We start from the raw sequence: 15,939 nt of genomic DNA on the forward strand, positions 1-15,939 counted from the left end.
CCGTCCGTCTCTCACTGCGTACCGGACTCTCTCGCCGTCTAGAGACTCATTTCGCGTGACGCACGGGCGAAGTTTCTTGCCGCAGGCAACGCTACATTCTACTGTCATGGATTGTAGAGTCGTCGTCGAGGCCGCAGTTCCGGTGTACGACGTCGAGACGCCCGACGAGGCCATTCGCATCGCCATCTCGAAGACGGGCGAGATGCTCAATCCGGACCTCAACTACGTCGAGATAAACATGGGGTCGCGGACCTCTCCGTCGGGCGAGGAACTACCCCCCGCGTTCATCGCCGCAGACGAGGCGCTCGTCGCCCTCGAACTGGAGATGACCGTCTTCAACGTCGAACAGGAGGAGCACGCCTCCCGAATCGCGCGGAAGGAGATCGGTCAACTCCTCGAGAACGTCCCGCTGAAAATCCTCCGGGTCGAGGAACTGCCGGACGAGGAGGACGAACGCGAGGAGTCCGACTCCACCGACTCCGTCGACGACGATGACGACGACCTCATCCCCGAGTTCGAGGAGCTCGTAGACGACTCCTGATGCGCCTCCCCGGCGACTCCCGCACTCCGCTTTTCTCTCAAACGTGCCGTTAAGATGGATATAACGAAGGAGATTCCGTTCCGCTATCGTATCGGTGCGGCGCCGTGCGACTCTCGACGCACGGTTTTCCGCGCGCCGGTAGTTGTCACTCGGCGGTGGAACTGACTGGGAGTAACTGAGTCGGTTGTACTCTCAGTCGGCCTTCGGAGCAACGCGCTCCTGCGTCGTCTCTTCGAACGACGAGGTGATGCCTTTCGCCAGTTTGAACACGGCTGCTTTGTGGTCTGTCTTGGACTTGTGGATAGACGTCGGCCGAACCCCAAGTTCGTTATACGCAGTAAGTGGAACGTCGTCGTCTTCCCACTGTTCTACGTGACTGTGTACTTCTGCGAGCAGGCCGTGCAGGTGGATGAGCTCCTGCTTCTTCATGAGCACCAGTTTGTTACAACCGGAGGATTATATTACTATCTTGACTCGCGTTAACACACGACTTCCAAAATCGGGCGAATCACCCGGTTAATTCATGCGTTTCCCGTGTTTTCAATCGTGAAGTTTATCGACTGTTATCAGTCATATAACGGCGCATCGGACGGGTGGCGTGAACGTTTTAGGGACCGCGTCCCCTCACGTCAGGTATGGACTACGAGGATACTCTCGACCGGGCGCTAGAGGAGACGCCGGACGTCGCGGAGGGTCAACATCGCTTCGAGGTCCCCGACCCGACGATTCGACAGGAGGGTAACGCGACGGTGTACGAGAACTTCGAGGACACGTACGACCGCCTCGCGCGCGACCCCGACCACCTGCTGAAGTTCCTGCAGACGGAACTCGGGACGAGTGCGAGCGTCGACGCCCGCGACCGCGCCCGGTTTACGGGGTCGTTCAAACAGCGTCGGGTCGCCGACGCGATAGACGAGTACGTCGATTCGTTCGTCCTCTGCGGCGAGTGCGGGTCGCCGGACACGCGACTCGTCGAAGAACAGGGTGCGACGGTGCTGAAGTGCGACGCCTGCGGGGCGCTCTCGCCGGTCCCCGACCAGTAACGCCGATCACAGCGCGCCGACTCGTTCTCGCCGCATCGCACGTTCCCGGTAGCGTCCGCTCCGTTACCGGGCGTATCGCTCCGTTTCACCGGACGGAGCCGCTACTGAAACTGTTTCACCGTTTCGAGGTCGCGTTCGGTCCGCATGAACTCGGAGAGTCGACGAGTCGTGCCGCAGCCTTCGCAGGTAAAGTTCTCCTTCGGGTCGAACAGATCAGTCGGCGCGGACTCCCAGTCCTTCCGACATTCGGGACACAACAGACGGACAAAGGCTTCGACCATGTGGGCAGGTGACACTCGGCATGTCAATAAATGTTTCCGCGAATATGATAAACGCGACCGAAAGACGGCAGCGACGGGGAGAGCGCCGAGTTACAGAGAGACAAAGGAGAGAAGACGGAAAGAGAGAAAGAAGAGAGCCGTGGGCGGTTACCGTCGGCGTCACCGAAGTCCCCGCACCGCTGAGCGATTTACGCGAAGATTCCTCGGTCGTCCGCTTCGAGGAGCTCTTTGTAGCGGTTGCGGATGGTGACCTCCGAGATGCTCGCCACGTCGCTGACCTGACTCTGCGTCACCTTCTCGTTGGTGAGCAGGGCGGCCGCGTAGACGGCGGCGGCCGCGAGGCCGACCGGCGACTTCCCGGAGTGGATGCCGGACTCCTTGGCGTTGCGCAGTAGCCGGCGCGCCTCACGTTCGGCCTCGTCGGAGAGGTCGAGGTCGGAGGCGAACCGCGGGACGTACTGCTCGGGGTCGGCGGGCTCGATTTCGAGCTTCAGTTCGCGGACGACGTAGCGGTACGTCCGGGTCAGTTCCATCTTGTCGACGCGGGAGACGCGCTCTAACTCGTCGAGCGAGCGGGGGGTACCCGCCTGCCGCGCCGCGGCGTACAGCGACGCCGTCGCGACGCCCTCGATGGAGCGTCCCGGCAGCAGGTCGTCGCTGAGCGCGCGGCGGTAGATGACCGAGGCGGTCTCTCGGACGTTCTCGGGCAGGCCGAGCGCCGAGGCCATCCGGTCGATCTCGCCGAGCGCCTGCTTCAGGTTGCGCTCCTTGGAGTCGCGGGTGCGGAACCGCTCGTTCCACGTGCGGAGACGCTGCATCTGTTCGCGCTGACGCGCCGACAGCGACTTCCCGTAGGCGTCCTTGTTCTGCCACCCGATGTTGGTCGAGAGACCCTTGTCGTGCATCATGTGGGTCGTCGGTGCGCCGACGCGGGACTTCGAGTCGCGCTCCGAGGAGTTGAACGCGCGCCATTCCGGCCCGCGGTCCACGGAGTCCTCCTCGACGACGAGTCCGCAGTCCGCACAGACGGTCTCGCCGTGTTCCTCGTCGGCGACGAGGTCGCCGCCGCACTCGGGACAGGTCTCTTCGCGTTCGGTCTCGTTCGTTCGTTCTTCGGTCTGTTCGTCGGTAGTCTGCTGTCGATTCGTGCTGACGTACTCTCGGATTGTTGTATCGCTCATGGTGTTGGGTGTTGACGCAGACTCGCCCCGGACCGGTGGAAGATGAGAGAAAGCAGATGCCCGGACCAGATGAGTCCTTACCCTTAGTAAGGCGGCAAAGTACTTAAACCTTTGCCAAATTTCGGGGCGGTAAAACCGGCGTACGAAGCCTCAATAATCGTGAAATCCGCCGACTGGGTGATTCCTGTTTTCGGACAGAAGGACTACTTATACCTTTCGACATGATTATTCATTACATCCATCCCTCGCGCCGGAAGTACGCGAGGAGGATAAACGAGACGAACGCCATCCCTACCATCACCGCGGGGTAGCCGAACGCCCACTCCAGTTCGGGCATGTTGTACGGACTGTTCGCGAAGTTCATCCCGTACACCCCGACGACGAAGGTGAGGGGGATGAATATCGTCGCCACGACGGTGAGGCGCTTCATCACCTCGTTCGTGGACTGGGAGAGGGCGTTGAGGTAGATGTCGCGCGCGCCGCGCGCCAAGTCGCGGTACGTCTCAGTGAGGTCTACCACCTCTACGAGGTGGTCGTACACGTCGCGGTAGTAGCGTTCCGTCTGCTCTCGGACGTGAACGGCGTCCCCGCGGGAGAGGACTGCGATGGCCTCCCGCGTCGGCCAGACGACCTTCCGGAACGAGAGGAGGTCGCGTCTGACCGCGTTCAACGCCTCCAACACGTCCTCGTCGGGTTCCTCGAGCACGCCGTCCTCCACGTCTTCGATGGTGTCCTCCACGTCGTCTAAGAGGTCGAAGTAGTCGTCCACGATTCGGTCGACGACCCGGTAGGCGGCGAAGTCCGGGCCGTACTGGAGCGTCCGCCCGTCGCGGTTCTCCACCGACCGCCAGACGCGCGACACCGCGCTCACCGGCCCCTCCTCGTCGGTTATCGTGACCAACCACTCGGGGCCGAGGAACAGTCCGACCGGCCGCGTGCGAACCTCCTCGTCGAACGTGGTCTCCCCCCGGCGGAGCATCGCCGTCTTCACGAGGACGAACGTGTGTGCGGGGTACTCCTCGGTTTTCGGCCGCACGTCGTTCTGGATGTCCTCGACCGCGAGGGGGTGGACGCCGAACGCGTCGATTATCCGCTCTAGCTCCGCGTCCGTCGGGTCGGCGACGCGCACCCACGTCGTGCCGGGCGCGTCGCGCGCCTCTCTGAGGTCCGTCTCCGACTCGACCCGGAACTCGTCGACGTCGCCCGCGTCGTAGACGAGAGACGAAATCATTCCGCGGTCTCCCTGTCGATACTCCGGCCGATGGAGTAGAGCGTGACTCCGACCATCACGCCGATGACCGACGCGGAGCGACCGGGGTACGCCTCGACGGTTCCGGCGACGTACCCGACTACTCCCACGACGGTCAGGGCGATACCCGCGGTCCGCAACCTGTTCATGTCCGGTTCTTTCTCCGGGGGGAGAAAAGCGTTGTTCGGTCGACGGCGGCCCGGTGCCCGGACGCGAACGTCCCGTCTGGGCGTCGTTCGCCGACTATGCGGGGTGCTGAATCGCCCGCATCATCGAGATGACGTTCTGCTGTTCACCGTTAAGCTGTTGCGGGTAGATGCCGATGGCGACCACGAAGTCGTCGCCGTCGCGGTACTTCGTGACGTGGACGTACACGTCCACCTGCCGCCCTTGGACGTTCGCCTTCCCGGCGAACTTCGTCACCTCGGTCTCCGTCCCTTGGACGGTGATAGTCCGCGAACTCACCTTCCGGACGTCCGAGAGGCCGCTGTATCGGTTCTGCACGAGTTCGACGAGGCGCGCGTTCGAGTAGTCGCCGATGGGGTTGAGCGTCTTCCCGGCGACTTCGACGGCGGGCGTCGAGACGACGGTGAAGACGCCCAACTTCGCCTCGACGACCACGAGGTCCAGCGACTTCTCGTACGTCGTCATCTTGTTCTCCGCGACGACCGTTCGCTCCTGCCCGGCGACGCTGAACGTGCGGTTCACCTCGACGGTCCTCGTCCCGTTCGAGGCGTACCCGGCGTTCGACGCGACGGACTCCTCGACGGCGGCCGGGTCGGCGGAGACGGTGAGCGGTTCCTGCCCGGTGAGAACGCCCACGCATCCGCTCGTCGAGACGAGCACCGCGACTGCGAGAAGGACGGCTACTGTACGGCTGATTTTCATAGTGTGCGACCGTTTCGCGCCGAGAGAAATAAACTACGTGGACCGCGCCGGAGGGTCGTCGGACGCGTCCTGCCTCCCGTTGTCGGCGTCACTCGCGTCACCGGCGTCGGCCACGCCGCGGGATTCGTTCACCCGCCGGACGACGCGTCCGCTGTACCAGTAGTAGGCGAGGGCGACGAACGGGAGGGTGAACGCCGCGCCGAACCATAGGTGCCGCGAGTGCCCCCAATCGACGCCCTGCCGCCGGAGCGACTTGATGTCGGCGCGGATCAGTCCGGCGAAGAAGATGTGCGTGACGAGGAAGACACCCGCGATTGCGCGCAGGACGACTCCGAATCCGATGTTCAGGAACGAGAGCACGAGTATGACCGCCGCTCCGGTACCCCAGATAACCGGGAGCACCTGCCGGTAGCGACCGCTCACCGTCGAGTCGTCCCGCTCTCGTTCGACGTCGCGTCCCCGCCTGTACCCGTCGCCGCTTGAACCGCGACTCATCTCGTCCGTTCTACTCGGCGCAGGCGGTAAAAGTCGTCGCGGTCAGCCGAGATATCGCACGTCCACGGCGTGGGAGTCGCCGTCGAGCGGAATCGTCACGCTACCTGCGAGCGAGTTCCGGACCGCCGCGCGCCACCGCTCGACGGCCTCGGCGTGCCGCGACCGGTGTCGCTCCCGCGTGTACGCCTCCTCGGACGCCCGCAGTTCGTCACCCGTCTCGTCTACGGTCGGGTACGGGAGGTTCGTCGCCAGAAACGCCTCGGGGTCGATGTGAAGCGGCGTCACCTCGCCGCCGTACTCGCCCTCTCCGCCCTCGACGTGCAACCGCGCGCGCATCCGCCCGGCGAACGGCGGCGTCACGCGGAGGACGGCGTCCGTCCCGCGCCGTTGGTTCGCCTCCAACGCCGTCACCACGTCGTCCGTCGTCACCGCGAGCGAACGGACGACGCGGGGGTCGGTCGAACCGCCGGCGTCGTCGGGCGCATCGACGGACGCGTCGCTCCGCGCCTCGTCGTCACCGTCCGACCGAGAGCGCTCGCCGTCCGCGCCCATCGGTCAGTCGCCCGCCGCCGCCCGCGGTTCGGCGTCCGGCCCGAGTTCGCCGCCGCAGTTCGGACAGTTCGCCCGGAACGAGCCCGGAGAAACCCGTGCGCCGCACTCTCGACAGACGAAGGACACCCGCTCGCTCATATGTACGACGCTACGTTATCGTCTCACAATGTTAAGAGTTGCCATGGTTCGGGGACGGGGACCACCCGCCGACGCGGTCCACGGCGGTGCGACCGCATCGAGAACGCATATACAAGGCCGACGTGAAGGGGTGGGTATGACCGACGGAACCCCCGCGGAGGCGGGATGGTTCGAAGACGCGGACGCCGGCGACGACGCGGCGGCGACGGCGATTCGCGAGGGCCGTGCGGAGGCGCCCGCGGACTGGCCGACGCGAGCCGTAGACGCCGGGTTCGCCGCCGACGAGTCGGACTACTACGAGAAACTCCGCGCTGCGACCATCGACGCGGCGCGCGACGCCGCCGCCGAACGCGAACGCGCAGACGACAAGCAACTGGTCCACGCCGTCAGGGCGATGGACGACGCCGAACGCACGGCGAACGAACTCGCCGAACGCCTCGCGGAGTGGGCCGGGACGCTCTACGACGACGCGGGCGTCGGCATCGACGGCGCGCGCGACATCGCCGAGAAAGAGCCCGAGACGCCGGTCGAGGAGCGAGTCGTCTCCCTCGCGGAACGCGTCGCGGACCTCGCGGACGAACGCGACGACCTGCGCGCGTTCGTCGAGACGCGCGCGCCGACGGCCGCGCCGAACCTCTCGGAGATGGCCGGGCCGGTGCTGGCGGCGCGACTCGTCGCCCTCGCGGGCGGTCTGGAATCGCTGGCGAAGAAGCCCTCCGGCACCGTGCAGGTCCTCGGCGCGGAAGACGCCCTCTTCGCGCACCTCCGGGGTCGCGGGTCCTCTCCCAAACACGGCGTCATCTTCACCCACGAGTACGTCCGCGGAACCCACCCCGAAAACCGGGGATCGGCCGCCCGCGCGTTCGCCGGGAAACTCGCCATCGCCGCGCGAATCGACCACTACGCCGGCGACTTCCGCCCGGACCTCCACGAGGAGTTGCGGGAACGCATGGAGACCATTCGCGCGCGGGAGGTGGACGAATGAGCGACTCCCTCCCCGAGGGCGTCGAACGCCGCAGGTTCGACGGCCGAGAGAGACTGGCGACGCGGGGGGCGACCGTCTACGGCGAACCGACCGACGAGGGGTGGCGCGCGTGGGACGCGGGTCGGTCGAAACTCGGCGCGATGCTCGAACTCGGCGTCGAGACGGGGTTAGAGGGCGGCGAGACGGTCCTGTATCTGGGGGCGGCCTCCGGGACCACCGTCTCGCACGTCGCGGACTTCGCCGGGCCGACGTACGCCGTCGAGTTCGCGCCGCGTCCCGTCCGCGACTTGGTCGGCGTCGCCGAGGACCGACAGAACCTCTTTCCCCTCCTGAAGGACGCCCGAAAGCCCGAGACGTACGCGCACGTCGTCGAGTCGGACGTGGACTGCATCGTCCAAGACGTGGCGACGCGGGGGCAGGCGACGGTCGCCCTCCGGAACGGGCGGTTCCTCGCCGACGACGGCGTTCTCCTCGCGGCGGTCAAAGCCAGAAGCGAGGACGTTCTCGAAGACCCTGCGGACGTGTTCGAGAGCGTCACCGACGAACTGTGCGAGGGGTACGAGATTCTGGAGACGGTGCGCCTCGACCGCTACCACGACGACCACCTCGGCGTGGTCGCGAAACCGAAGTAGGGGTTTCGCCCCTCCGCCTCGCCGGGGTCCACGACATATTTAATCGACCGTCTCGAACGACGGAGCGATGGAGCTAGGGTCCGCGGACGCGTTCGACCGGATGGGTACGCTCGGCGTCGAAGAGGAGTTCTACATCGTCGACGCCGACGGTCGCCCGACATCGGGCATCGCGGACTTGATCTACGACCACGAACCGTCGGGGATACTCGAAGGCCGCCTGGACCACGAACTGTTCCAGTTCACCATCGAGACGCAGACGCCCCTCATCGAACGCCCGGACGAGGCCGCAGAGAAAGTCCGCGCCGTCCGCGAGGCGTTAGTCGACTACGCCGCGGAACACGGCTATCGCATCGCCGGCGCGGGTCTGCATCCCGCCGCGAAGTGGCGGGAACTCGACCACGCGACGAAACCGCGCTACAAGGAGCAACTCGACCGCATCCAGTATCCGCAGCACCGAAACACGACCGCGGGCCTCCACGTCCACGTCGGCGTGGACGACGCGGACAAGGCGACGTGGGTGGCGAACGAACTCCGGTGGTACCTCCCGCCGGTGTTGGCCCTGTCCGTGAACTCGCCGTTCTGGAACGGGTTCGACACGGGCCTGTCGTCGGCCCGCGCGAAGATATTCGAGAACCTCCCGAACACGGGCATGCCGACGCACTTCGAGGACTTCGAGGCGTACCGGCGGTTCGAACGCCGGATGGTCGAGTCCGGGTCGATAAACGACCGCGGGGAACTGTGGTACGACGTGCGCCCCCACACGGGCCACGGCACCGTCGAGGTCAGAACCCCCGATGGGCAGGCGGACCCCGAACTCACGATGGCGTTCGTCGAGTACGTCCACGCCCTCGTCCTCGATTTGGCGGACCGCTACGAGGACGGCGAGTCGGGCTCGGACGTCCGCCGCGAACTCCTCGACGAGAACAAGTGGCGCGCGATGCGGTACGGCCACGACGCGGAGTTCATCGTCGGAGACGGCGTCGCGGACCGCTGGTCGGCGGCACGCCGGGATTCTCTCGACGATGCGGACACCGTCTCCCTCGAAACGTTCGTCGCCGAGGAGTGCGACAGACTCGGCGTGTCCGGCCTCCGCGAGGTGTACGACCGCGAAAGCGGCGCGGAGCGACAGCGACGAATCCACGAGTCGGAGGGATTGGACGCCCTCTGTCGGGACCTGTGTCTCGACTGACGCCACGGAAAACTTTTCACGGTGCGGTTTTGTCCCTGTTGGTAGAACAGTATGTCTGCGGACGATATCGACGACGACACGGAGGCGGGGACTGCCGATACAGACGAGGTAGCCGCCGACGAATCGACGACCGAACGCTCGCCGCGAACGCGCCTCGAAGCGGAGGCCGACCGCGCCGTAGAGGAGTTCGACGAGGGCATCGTCGACCTCTTGGCGTGGCTTCTCGACACGGAGACGCGCGCGCGAATCTACGTGTTCCTCCGACAGCACCCCCACTCGACCAGCGAGGAAGTCGCCGACGGGACGGGACTGTACCCGAGCACGGTCCGCGAGGCGTTGGCGGAACTCCACGACGAGGAGACGGTTGCCCGCCGGAAGCGACAGAACTCCGGCGCGGGCAACAACCCCTACGAGTACACGGCCATCCCGCCGAGCGAACTCGTCCACGGCGTCGTCGGGCAGGTGCAGTCGCAGTTGAACACCGTGTTCAACCTCGACCGGCGTCTCGGCGGCGCGGACGCCGACGGCGACGCGGAACCGGTCACCATCACCGTCGAGGAAGCGGCCGAGGAGTGACCGGTTCGCCGCCGGTCCCCTCGCCGGGGCGGTGCGGTCCTTCGCTTTGCCGAGCCGACCTGTTTAAGTCGCGGCGGGCCGACGCCCGGATATGAACGTCGCGCTGGGGGGGACCTTCGACCCGGTCCACGACGGCCACGTCGCACTCTTCGAGCGGGCTTTCGAACTCGGGGACGTGACCGTCGGTCTCACGAGCGACGAACTCGCGCCCGAAACCCGCCACGTCGACCGCTACGTCCGGTCGTTCGAGGAACGCCGCCGCCGCCTCGTCGAGGAACTGGAACCGCTCGCGGCGGAGCACGACCGCTCCTTCGAGGTCCGAGAACTCACCGAACCGACCGGCATCGCGACCGAACCGCAGTTCGACGTCCTCGTCGTCTCCCCGGAGACGACCGACGGCGCGGAGCGAGTCAACGAGATTCGAAAAGAGCGCGGGTTGGACCCACTCGACGTGGAGGTGGTGGACCACGTCGTCGCCGAGGACGGCGAGCGCATCTCCTCGACGCGCATCGTCCAAGGCGAAATCGACCGCCACGGGAACGTGACGCCCGAACGCGAGGGGCGCGACCCGATGGAACCGGTGGACGACGACGGCGACGACTCCTAACTCACCACGACGGCGGGCGGAACCCCGCGTCTTCGAGGATGTCTTTCCACCGCTGTTGGATGCTCAGCCGTGTGACGTCGGCGGCGTCCGCGACTTCGGTCTGGGAGCGTTCCTCGCCCGCGATGAGTGCGCCCGCGTAGAGGCTGGCGGCGGCGATGGCCTTCTTCGACCTATCGGACGCCGGTATCTGCGAGAGGAACATATCCGACGCGTAAGACCGCGCTTCGGAGCCGAGTTCGAGTCTGTCCGCCGCCGTCTCGATGTGCGTCAACCACTCCTCGTTCTCGACTCTGTCCCGGGCGCTGTACATGCCAGTTCGTTGCGCGCCATCGTACATGAACCCTCCGCGCGGAACGACAGGTTGATTGTCCCGATGGGGCTAGCAGGGAGTGCGCGCGGGTAGCCAAGCTAGGCCAACGGCGCAGCGCTTAGGACGCTGTCCCATAGGGGTCCGCCGGTTCGAATCCGGTCCCGCGCACTAAGACGGCTACGCCGTCTTCGTGTTTTCTTGCCGCGTCTGACTGCAAAAAAGACAGCCTATGTCAGACGAACGCCCAAACACACTGGAACGCTGTCCCGTAATGGACGGCGACGAGATGGAACCGAGTAGAAACATCGTCATTGTCCCCGAGTCAAACGCTGACTTGCTCACGGAGAAGGAGGAGATAGACTATTACGAACACAGGAAGGCGTTTCTCACGTTCCTCCTCAAGTTCGGAAAGAATCCCAAGAAGGCGAAGGGGTACTCTCCTTACACGGTCTACAACACTGGTTACAGAGCCGCCGCGTTCGACCGTTGGGTATGGCAGGAAGGCGGGGAGTACCGGTTCCCGCCTACAGAAGACGACGCTGCGGAGTACATGAAGCAGGTTGCTCTAAGCGAGGTCTCTGATTCGACCAAGGGCAAGAAACTCGAAATGCTCCGGCGGTACTCCAAGTGGTTGTCCGACCAGTATGGGGTAGCTGACTGGGAGTTCCAATGGGAGTTCAAGAGCGGCGGCGGTAACTCCGGGCCTCGGGACTTCCTCTCTATCGAGGAACGCAGGAAGGTTCGACAGGCAGCGCTCAGTATCGACGGGAACCCCGCTTACGGCGTAGAAGACAAGGACGCTCTCGCTGTGACCGATGGCTCTTGGAAGTTCACCTCGCTGGTGTGGACCAGTCTCGATACGGGACTCCGTCCGGTTGAGGTAGGTCGCGCAACTGTAGATTGGGTTGACGTCGATAATGGAGTACTCCGTATCCCCCGTGAAGAGTCCAGTAAGAACGAGGGGAACTGGACTGTTAGCCTCACAGACCGAACAGCAACGGCTCTGGACCGCTGGATTGACGAACGAAGCCAACACCCCCGGTACGCCGACACCCGCTCTCTGTGGCTCACAAGACACGGGAATCGCTACGGAGCAAACGAACTTCGACGTCTCCTCCACCGGCTCTGTGAACGAGCAGGTATCGATACTACTTCCCGCCAGATGTCGTGGTACACTATCCGGCACTCTGTGGGGACGTTCATGACGAAGGAACGGGACTTGGCAGCAACGAAGGCACAACTCCGTCACAAGAATGCGAAAACGACAATGAAGTACGATCAAGTCCCGGTTGAGGACCGCAGAGATGCATTAGATCGGATGGGGTAGGCCTCTATCTGGCGGGAAGGGGAAGTGGCCAGAACGTATCTTTAACTTACTCTTCCGAAGTTAGTCTATTGTCAAATGGCCTCCAAAGAGGACGTCTGGAACCAATGGATAGATGAATACGTTTCATATGACCAGCCCATTCCTCTGTACGATACTGATGCTGAAGGAACAGTATCCGTCAAAAGGCATGGGAGAGATAATCGCCCTGTTCTCCGACGAAGCCGCCAGATGGAATCACATCTCCGGACAGAGGGCTGGAAGGTAGTCGAGGACTGGAAGGACTCTGACGATAACTACGAGGGCGTTATCTACATGATGTATACTCTTGACGGAGATACCCTCGTACCCAGATACATTGGGAAGGCTGGAAAGTACGGTCGTGACGATGAAGGGCTAAGTGCGAATCTCCAGAACATCCGAACCAATAATACAAAATTTGCCCGTTGGGGTGACGGATACGCCTACCACATTGGAGAACTCAGTGCAGTTGTTCTCAACCATCAGGACGATGAGAGCGTGAATCGAGATAGAGACCCAAAGGGGAAGTACCAGAAGTGGGCTGATGCGCTCTTCGTACCGGATTCAAGGACATTACGTGAGGAAATTTACTTTTGGGCGAGAGCGTGGCAGATTGAGGATACCGGTCCATTCTACGGCTTTGAGACAAGTCTTGAGGCATTAGAGTACAATCTCATCAATCTCGCTTCAGACTTATTTCCTGACCGCTTACTGAACTCAGAGGGTGCATAGAAAATCGACCTTACGTTTGTGGGTTAGTAGAAAAGTAGCTACCAGCAGTCAATCATAGTACAGCATGAGGGGTTCTGAGTCTTTTCCTCTTATCTCCTTCACGCTAAAGGCTCCCGCGACCATCTGTAGAGAAGGACCGTTCTCCTACACAAATTCCCCACACAGAGATGTTATGTGCTTGTTCCACTTCGTGCTCTTCTGTAGAGATAATAAGAGCCGACCAAGATCGACATACTGACCAACATCACATTACCAGCAAAGGTGTCTGAGTTCCCAGAAGACTCTGGTCGGATGGTGAGATAAATAATTGCTACTATGAACATCACTGCACCAACGATTGCGAGGTTTTGGAACCAAAGTATATTTTCCGTGACCCACTTCGGTTCTCCTCCTGCGGCAATTGCTTCACCACAATCTGAACAGAAAGAGGCATCCGAGGCCAATTCATTTCCACAATTTGAACAGTAATTTTGTTTCATCGAACTATACACTCAGTTGAGGCATGATAATTGCACTGCCGCTGCTGGATGGCTCGACCTGAATGCTCTCCGTACTTCCCGCAGTCCTTCGTAGGGACAGGACTGTGCTTTGAAAGCAGGATAGGTATTTACAGGACAAATGAGCGGTCAGGATAGCGATGGCCGGTCGATATTAAATAGAGATCTTGGAAAGGACGAAGGACATTATTGTTTATAACCTTCACAGATTTTCAATCAACTTTCTGTATATTCCTGTATATCCCTATCTTTATCCCTTCCGTCCAGTTCTTGAATCAGCTTCTTTTTAATTTCATCACATGACTCCTCGTCAAACTCGATATGTCCACTCTTGGCTGAGAGTTGGTTAACAACTTCCTCTCGGAACGTAGCCATTACTCCAGGATATTCTCGTAGGAATGTGTAATTAGAATCGAATATTTCGTATAGTCCGAGTAAATCCTCAACTCGAAGGAAAACTATCGGCACGTCAAGTGTAGATTCCTCACCTTTGACCAATGAGAACCAATCTTTTACTCTATCAGCAGTTGGCCCAAATTGACCATCTCTAAATATGTCTGAAATGAATATGTGGGCATCGATAGGATCACCGTCCTTTAACACATCTTTGATGTATTCTCGGTCACTCTCTTCAAGAATATAATATGCGACCTTATCCTTCTCTGTGGAACGTATGTTATATCCTTTTGCATCAGTCGTTAGCTTAGGATCATACCCACCGACCCAGTATCCCTCATCACCTTTCGGAATCACCAAACAACCATCTGTCTCCTTCTTGCCTTCTCGCCCCCACCTTTCAGTAAAGTTGAATATAGATTTCAATAGATGGAAGACGTCTTTCTCAAACTTTTTTGCTGAATAGCCGTCCAGGAATTCATCTTCTGGACCATCCTCAGAGCCATAGTCGTTAATCACTCCAGTATCTACTTTCGACTGAAGCTGTCTTAGATTGCGAACTGCCTGCTTTGCTCGGTTTCTGTATCGGTCCTGAGTCCCTCGATGACTTTTTTCAATGGCCTCAAGGAGTAGTTGACCAGGATCCTTGGAGCGCAATAATTCCAATAAGTGGACAGTTCCATAATTATCTAACTCCTGTTCATACGCAGTCCCATATGTGACGAAAACTGTATTCAAAAGGTACTGTCCGATTCTTTGGGGTTTGTGTCCTGACAGGGGATAAATAAAGTACTCGTATCGATAGTCCTGTGTCGCTTCAAGCCCTCCCTGTCCTGAGTTCTGTGTACGGCGGAAGAGAGCACGAATGTAATCGCTGGAACCTATTTCGACTTCCTTCATCTGTAACCCTTCGATCTTTACATCTAACTCTTCACTTTCAACCGTCTGGCCCAGATCCGCTAAGGAATCTACTACATCGTCGTAGATGAGTTCGTGGTCGATAGAAAGTTCACTTTTGGAGTCAAATGATTCATTACCACATTCCTCACATTCTGTCGGTTTCTCCTCATATTCGGTTCTACATCCCCAACAAACGAATTGATCTTCTTGAGTATAGTTGAGATACGGATCTATGATCTCCTTCTCTTTCTTTTTGAGATCGTCATAATAGGTCTGATATGCTTCAGTACTCCCAGATAATATTTGGTGAAGAATATAGTCTGTTTGATACTGGAGATGGTACGGATATACTTTATCGAATGAAATGTTAAAATTGTCTTCAACTACGCTCTTAATAGCTTCTGTCTCCTCGTCATCGATGTAATTTGCTTGAATCTCAAAGGAAAACCCTCTCGTCTGACGTACTACCTTGATAGTGGCTATATTCCCGCTGTTTTGATCTCTAAACTTCAGATACGCTATTTTTGACGCAATCTCAGGAGAGATAACTTTTGGATTGATGGTTTCATCCTGTAGATCCTCCTGTACCCCCGACATATTCCGAAGGGTTAGCTGAGAACCGTTAGGTAGTCTACTTTGTCTGAACCGAACCTCAATTAGATCAAGCGAAGCCAGTTGTTCACCAAATATGGTGGATAGGTCATCTAAGACTGATTCCTCAGAACGCTCTTTTAAAATTTTAGTAGCGGCACCTTCCTCTGAAAACTCAGAGTTGAGTTGGTGACGCCGTCGTTTCGGTCCTCTAATTTCGATTAATGTGGATTCCCTTCGACGGACAAAGAGCGGCGACCAATCGCTGTCCAAATAGCTTCTAACAGTCTGGTCCTCTTCCCTGGGGCGAGAGACCTGCTTTTGTGTCCAAATGATTATCAGACTATTATATAACGTATCAACGACAAATTTCTCCTTCGAGATCCGTCCTAATTCCTCTTGGAGAGCATCTCCAGATTCAAATTCAAATTCGTCACCTGGACTCTTCTCCTGCCACTTCCCCTCAGCCCAAACCGTCATCAAGACCTTCTCTGGATCTTTTTCATCAGACTGTATTTCAGATATCAGAGCCTGCTTTGAACCATAGAGTGAATCAACAATTTGCCCCTCTCGCCGGTAAATTTCATTGAGTAAATTGCTATCAGTTCTTTCTTTTTGCTTTAGATTATCATATCTTCTGCCGAGAAGTAGCCGCCAAAATTCGTCCGATTTAGGGAGATTCAGCTTTGAGCCTTCATCTGGACCGCTTCCAGATTCTGATGACATTGAAGGTGAATTTACACCATAGCATAAAATGGTTTCTACTCACATGATGTCTGTGATGCGAATTAGTGAGGCTATGCCTACGAAT

Annotated in this window: 21 protein-coding genes and 1 tRNA gene; 10 read left to right on the plus strand and 12 right to left on the minus strand. The window is 59.7% G+C overall.

Annotation, left to right across the window (positions count from 1 at the left end):
* Positions 1 to 106: 106 nt before the first annotated feature.
* Positions 107 to 541: a DUF555 domain-containing protein gene (locus BLS11_RS06140; protein ID WP_092534653.1), complete on the plus strand. Its 435-nt coding sequence runs from the start codon at positions 107 to 109 to the stop codon at positions 539 to 541.
* 192 nt (positions 542 to 733) lie between these two features.
* Here the strand turns inward: BLS11_RS06140 and BLS11_RS06145 are convergent, their stop codons facing one another.
* Positions 734 to 970: a UPF0058 family protein gene (locus tag BLS11_RS06145; protein ID WP_092534656.1), complete on the minus strand. Its 237-nt coding sequence runs from the start codon at positions 968 to 970 to the stop codon at positions 734 to 736.
* A gap of 206 nt (positions 971 to 1,176) precedes the next feature.
* Between BLS11_RS06145 and BLS11_RS06150 the strand changes: the two genes are divergently transcribed.
* Positions 1,177 to 1,584 carry a translation initiation factor IF-2 subunit beta gene (locus BLS11_RS06150; protein WP_092534658.1) on the plus strand — a complete coding sequence of 136 codons (408 nt, stop codon included), beginning with the start codon at positions 1,177 to 1,179 and terminating at the stop codon, positions 1,582 to 1,584.
* 101 nt (positions 1,585 to 1,685) lie between these two features.
* Here BLS11_RS06150 and BLS11_RS19680 read toward each other — a convergent pair whose 3' ends face one another.
* The 8 genes from BLS11_RS19680 to BLS11_RS19825 form a co-directional block, all read right to left on the minus strand.
* The gene (locus tag BLS11_RS19680; protein WP_092534661.1) at positions 1,686 to 1,865 is read right to left on the minus strand and encodes a DUF7836 family putative zinc-binding protein; all 180 of its coding nucleotides are present in this window, start codon (positions 1,863 to 1,865) and stop codon (positions 1,686 to 1,688) included.
* 188 nt (positions 1,866 to 2,053) lie between these two features.
* The gene (locus tag BLS11_RS06160; RefSeq protein ID WP_092534664.1) at positions 2,054 to 3,046 is read right to left on the minus strand and encodes a transcription initiation factor IIB; all 993 of its coding nucleotides are present in this window, start codon (positions 3,044 to 3,046) and stop codon (positions 2,054 to 2,056) included.
* 232 nt (positions 3,047 to 3,278) lie between these two features.
* Positions 3,279 to 4,277, minus strand: coding sequence for a magnesium/cobalt transporter CorA (gene corA, locus BLS11_RS06165; RefSeq protein WP_092534667.1), 999 nt, complete (start codon positions 4,275 to 4,277; stop codon positions 3,279 to 3,281).
* Positions 4,274 to 4,444: a hypothetical protein gene (locus BLS11_RS19310; RefSeq protein ID WP_175454394.1), complete on the minus strand. Its 171-nt coding sequence runs from the start codon at positions 4,442 to 4,444 to the stop codon at positions 4,274 to 4,276. Before BLS11_RS19310 ends, corA begins: the two co-directional genes overlap by 4 nt.
* A gap of 94 nt (positions 4,445 to 4,538) precedes the next feature.
* Complete coding sequence (locus BLS11_RS06170) at positions 4,539 to 5,183, minus strand: DUF6517 family protein (protein ID WP_092534670.1); 645 nt, start codon at positions 5,181 to 5,183, stop codon at positions 4,539 to 4,541.
* Positions 5,184 to 5,216: 33 nt separating this feature from the next.
* Entirely contained in the window at positions 5,217 to 5,678 is a 462-nt protein-coding gene (locus BLS11_RS06175) for a hypothetical protein (RefSeq protein WP_092534674.1), read from the minus strand.
* Positions 5,679 to 5,720: 42 nt separating this feature from the next.
* A complete protein-coding gene (locus BLS11_RS06180; RefSeq protein WP_245698779.1) occupies positions 5,721 to 6,230 on the minus strand; it encodes a DUF8009 family protein in 510 nt (169 codons plus the stop codon).
* A gap of 3 nt (positions 6,231 to 6,233) precedes the next feature.
* Positions 6,234 to 6,368 (minus strand): hypothetical protein, encoded by a 135-nt coding sequence (locus tag BLS11_RS19825; protein WP_258555384.1) that lies wholly within the window; start codon positions 6,366 to 6,368, stop codon positions 6,234 to 6,236.
* 136 nt (positions 6,369 to 6,504) lie between these two features.
* Here BLS11_RS19825 and BLS11_RS06185 point away from each other — a divergent pair, with 136 nt between their 5' ends.
* The 5 genes from BLS11_RS06185 (at position 6,505) to BLS11_RS06205 (ending at position 10,357) form a co-directional block, all read left to right on the plus strand.
* Complete coding sequence (locus BLS11_RS06185; protein WP_092534677.1) at positions 6,505 to 7,353, plus strand: NOP5/NOP56 family protein; 849 nt, start codon at positions 6,505 to 6,507, stop codon at positions 7,351 to 7,353.
* Positions 7,350 to 7,985, plus strand: coding sequence for a fibrillarin-like rRNA/tRNA 2'-O-methyltransferase (locus tag BLS11_RS06190; RefSeq protein ID WP_092534680.1), 636 nt, complete (start codon positions 7,350 to 7,352; stop codon positions 7,983 to 7,985). Before BLS11_RS06185 ends, BLS11_RS06190 begins: the two co-directional genes overlap by 4 nt.
* A gap of 67 nt (positions 7,986 to 8,052) precedes the next feature.
* Positions 8,053 to 9,174 (plus strand): glutamate--cysteine ligase, encoded by a 1,122-nt coding sequence (locus BLS11_RS06195; protein ID WP_092534683.1) that lies wholly within the window; start codon positions 8,053 to 8,055, stop codon positions 9,172 to 9,174.
* Positions 9,175 to 9,225: 51 nt separating this feature from the next.
* Positions 9,226 to 9,750: a winged helix-turn-helix domain-containing protein gene (locus BLS11_RS06200; RefSeq protein ID WP_092534686.1), complete on the plus strand. Its 525-nt coding sequence runs from the start codon at positions 9,226 to 9,228 to the stop codon at positions 9,748 to 9,750.
* 91 nt (positions 9,751 to 9,841) lie between these two features.
* The gene (locus BLS11_RS06205; RefSeq protein ID WP_092534689.1) at positions 9,842 to 10,357 is read left to right on the plus strand and encodes a phosphopantetheine adenylyltransferase; all 516 of its coding nucleotides are present in this window, start codon (positions 9,842 to 9,844) and stop codon (positions 10,355 to 10,357) included.
* Position 10,358: 1 nt separating this feature from the next.
* Here BLS11_RS06205 and BLS11_RS06210 read toward each other — a convergent pair whose 3' ends face one another.
* Positions 10,359 to 10,667, minus strand: coding sequence for a cyclin family protein (locus BLS11_RS06210; RefSeq protein WP_092534692.1), 309 nt, complete (start codon positions 10,665 to 10,667; stop codon positions 10,359 to 10,361).
* 83 nt (positions 10,668 to 10,750) lie between these two features.
* Between BLS11_RS06210 and BLS11_RS06215 the strand changes: the two genes are divergently transcribed.
* The 3 genes from BLS11_RS06215 to BLS11_RS06225 all read left to right on the plus strand — a co-directional run bounded on the left by BLS11_RS06215 (position 10,751) and on the right by BLS11_RS06225 (position 12,744).
* Positions 10,751 to 10,835, plus strand: a tRNA-Leu gene (locus BLS11_RS06215).
* A gap of 103 nt (positions 10,836 to 10,938) precedes the next feature.
* On the plus strand, positions 10,939 to 11,994 hold the full coding sequence (locus BLS11_RS06220) for a tyrosine-type recombinase/integrase (RefSeq protein WP_245698782.1): 1,056 nt from the start codon (positions 10,939 to 10,941) through the stop codon (positions 11,992 to 11,994).
* 75 nt (positions 11,995 to 12,069) lie between these two features.
* The gene (locus BLS11_RS06225; RefSeq protein ID WP_139172775.1) at positions 12,070 to 12,744 is read left to right on the plus strand and encodes a hypothetical protein; all 675 of its coding nucleotides are present in this window, start codon (positions 12,070 to 12,072) and stop codon (positions 12,742 to 12,744) included.
* Positions 12,745 to 12,914: 170 nt separating this feature from the next.
* Here BLS11_RS06225 and BLS11_RS19990 read toward each other — a convergent pair whose 3' ends face one another.
* Together BLS11_RS19990 and BLS11_RS19005 are read right to left on the minus strand one after the other, a co-directional pair.
* Positions 12,915 to 13,223: a zinc ribbon domain-containing protein gene (locus BLS11_RS19990; protein ID WP_092534698.1), complete on the minus strand. Its 309-nt coding sequence runs from the start codon at positions 13,221 to 13,223 to the stop codon at positions 12,915 to 12,917.
* 234 nt (positions 13,224 to 13,457) lie between these two features.
* Positions 13,458 to 15,854 carry a hypothetical protein gene (locus BLS11_RS19005; RefSeq protein ID WP_139172776.1) on the minus strand — a complete coding sequence of 799 codons (2,397 nt, stop codon included), beginning with the start codon at positions 15,852 to 15,854 and terminating at the stop codon, positions 13,458 to 13,460.
* Between the last annotated feature and the right edge of the window lie 85 nt (positions 15,855 to 15,939).

This window comes from Halopelagius longus, from assembly GCF_900100875.1.
GTDB classification, from domain to species: domain Archaea; phylum Halobacteriota; class Halobacteria; order Halobacteriales; family Haloferacaceae; genus Halopelagius; species Halopelagius longus.

What these genes read in the sequence shown, in the direction of transcription:
- BLS11_RS06140 (WP_092534653.1), top strand. Translation starts at nt 107, where the DNA reads ATGGATTGTAGAGTCGTCGTCGAGGCCGCAGTTCCGGTGTACGACGTC.
- BLS11_RS06145 (WP_092534656.1), bottom strand. Translation starts at nt 970, where the DNA reads ATGAAGAAGCAGGAGCTCATCCACCTGCACGGCCTGCTCGCAGAAGTA.
- BLS11_RS06150 (WP_092534658.1), top strand. Translation starts at nt 1,177, where the DNA reads ATGGACTACGAGGATACTCTCGACCGGGCGCTAGAGGAGACGCCGGAC.
- BLS11_RS19680 (WP_092534661.1), bottom strand. Translation starts at nt 1,865, where the DNA reads ATGGTCGAAGCCTTTGTCCGTCTGTTGTGTCCCGAATGTCGGAAGGAC.
- BLS11_RS06160 (WP_092534664.1), bottom strand. Translation starts at nt 3,046, where the DNA reads ATGAGCGATACAACAATCCGAGAGTACGTCAGCACGAATCGACAGCAG.
- corA (WP_092534667.1), bottom strand. Translation starts at nt 4,277, where the DNA reads ATGATTTCGTCTCTCGTCTACGACGCGGGCGACGTCGACGAGTTCCGG.
- BLS11_RS19310 (WP_175454394.1), bottom strand. Translation starts at nt 4,444, where the DNA reads ATGAACAGGTTGCGGACCGCGGGTATCGCCCTGACCGTCGTGGGAGTA.
- BLS11_RS06170 (WP_092534670.1), bottom strand. Translation starts at nt 5,183, where the DNA reads ATGAAAATCAGCCGTACAGTAGCCGTCCTTCTCGCAGTCGCGGTGCTC.
- BLS11_RS06175 (WP_092534674.1), bottom strand. Translation starts at nt 5,678, where the DNA reads ATGAGTCGCGGTTCAAGCGGCGACGGGTACAGGCGGGGACGCGACGTC.
- BLS11_RS06180 (WP_245698779.1), bottom strand. Translation starts at nt 6,230, where the DNA reads ATGGGCGCGGACGGCGAGCGCTCTCGGTCGGACGGTGACGACGAGGCG.
- BLS11_RS19825 (WP_258555384.1), bottom strand. Translation starts at nt 6,368, where the DNA reads ATGAGCGAGCGGGTGTCCTTCGTCTGTCGAGAGTGCGGCGCACGGGTT.
- BLS11_RS06185 (WP_092534677.1), top strand. Translation starts at nt 6,505, where the DNA reads ATGACCGACGGAACCCCCGCGGAGGCGGGATGGTTCGAAGACGCGGAC.
- BLS11_RS06190 (WP_092534680.1), top strand. Translation starts at nt 7,350, where the DNA reads ATGAGCGACTCCCTCCCCGAGGGCGTCGAACGCCGCAGGTTCGACGGC.
- BLS11_RS06195 (WP_092534683.1), top strand. Translation starts at nt 8,053, where the DNA reads ATGGAGCTAGGGTCCGCGGACGCGTTCGACCGGATGGGTACGCTCGGC.
- BLS11_RS06200 (WP_092534686.1), top strand. Translation starts at nt 9,226, where the DNA reads ATGTCTGCGGACGATATCGACGACGACACGGAGGCGGGGACTGCCGAT.
- BLS11_RS06205 (WP_092534689.1), top strand. Translation starts at nt 9,842, where the DNA reads ATGAACGTCGCGCTGGGGGGGACCTTCGACCCGGTCCACGACGGCCAC.
- BLS11_RS06210 (WP_092534692.1), bottom strand. Translation starts at nt 10,667, where the DNA reads ATGTACAGCGCCCGGGACAGAGTCGAGAACGAGGAGTGGTTGACGCAC.
- BLS11_RS06220 (WP_245698782.1), top strand. Translation starts at nt 10,939, where the DNA reads ATGGACGGCGACGAGATGGAACCGAGTAGAAACATCGTCATTGTCCCC.
- BLS11_RS06225 (WP_139172775.1), top strand. Translation starts at nt 12,070, where the DNA reads ATGGCCTCCAAAGAGGACGTCTGGAACCAATGGATAGATGAATACGTT.
- BLS11_RS19990 (WP_092534698.1), bottom strand. Translation starts at nt 13,223, where the DNA reads ATGAAACAAAATTACTGTTCAAATTGTGGAAATGAATTGGCCTCGGAT.
- BLS11_RS19005 (WP_139172776.1), bottom strand. Translation starts at nt 15,854, where the DNA reads ATGTCATCAGAATCTGGAAGCGGTCCAGATGAAGGCTCAAAGCTGAAT.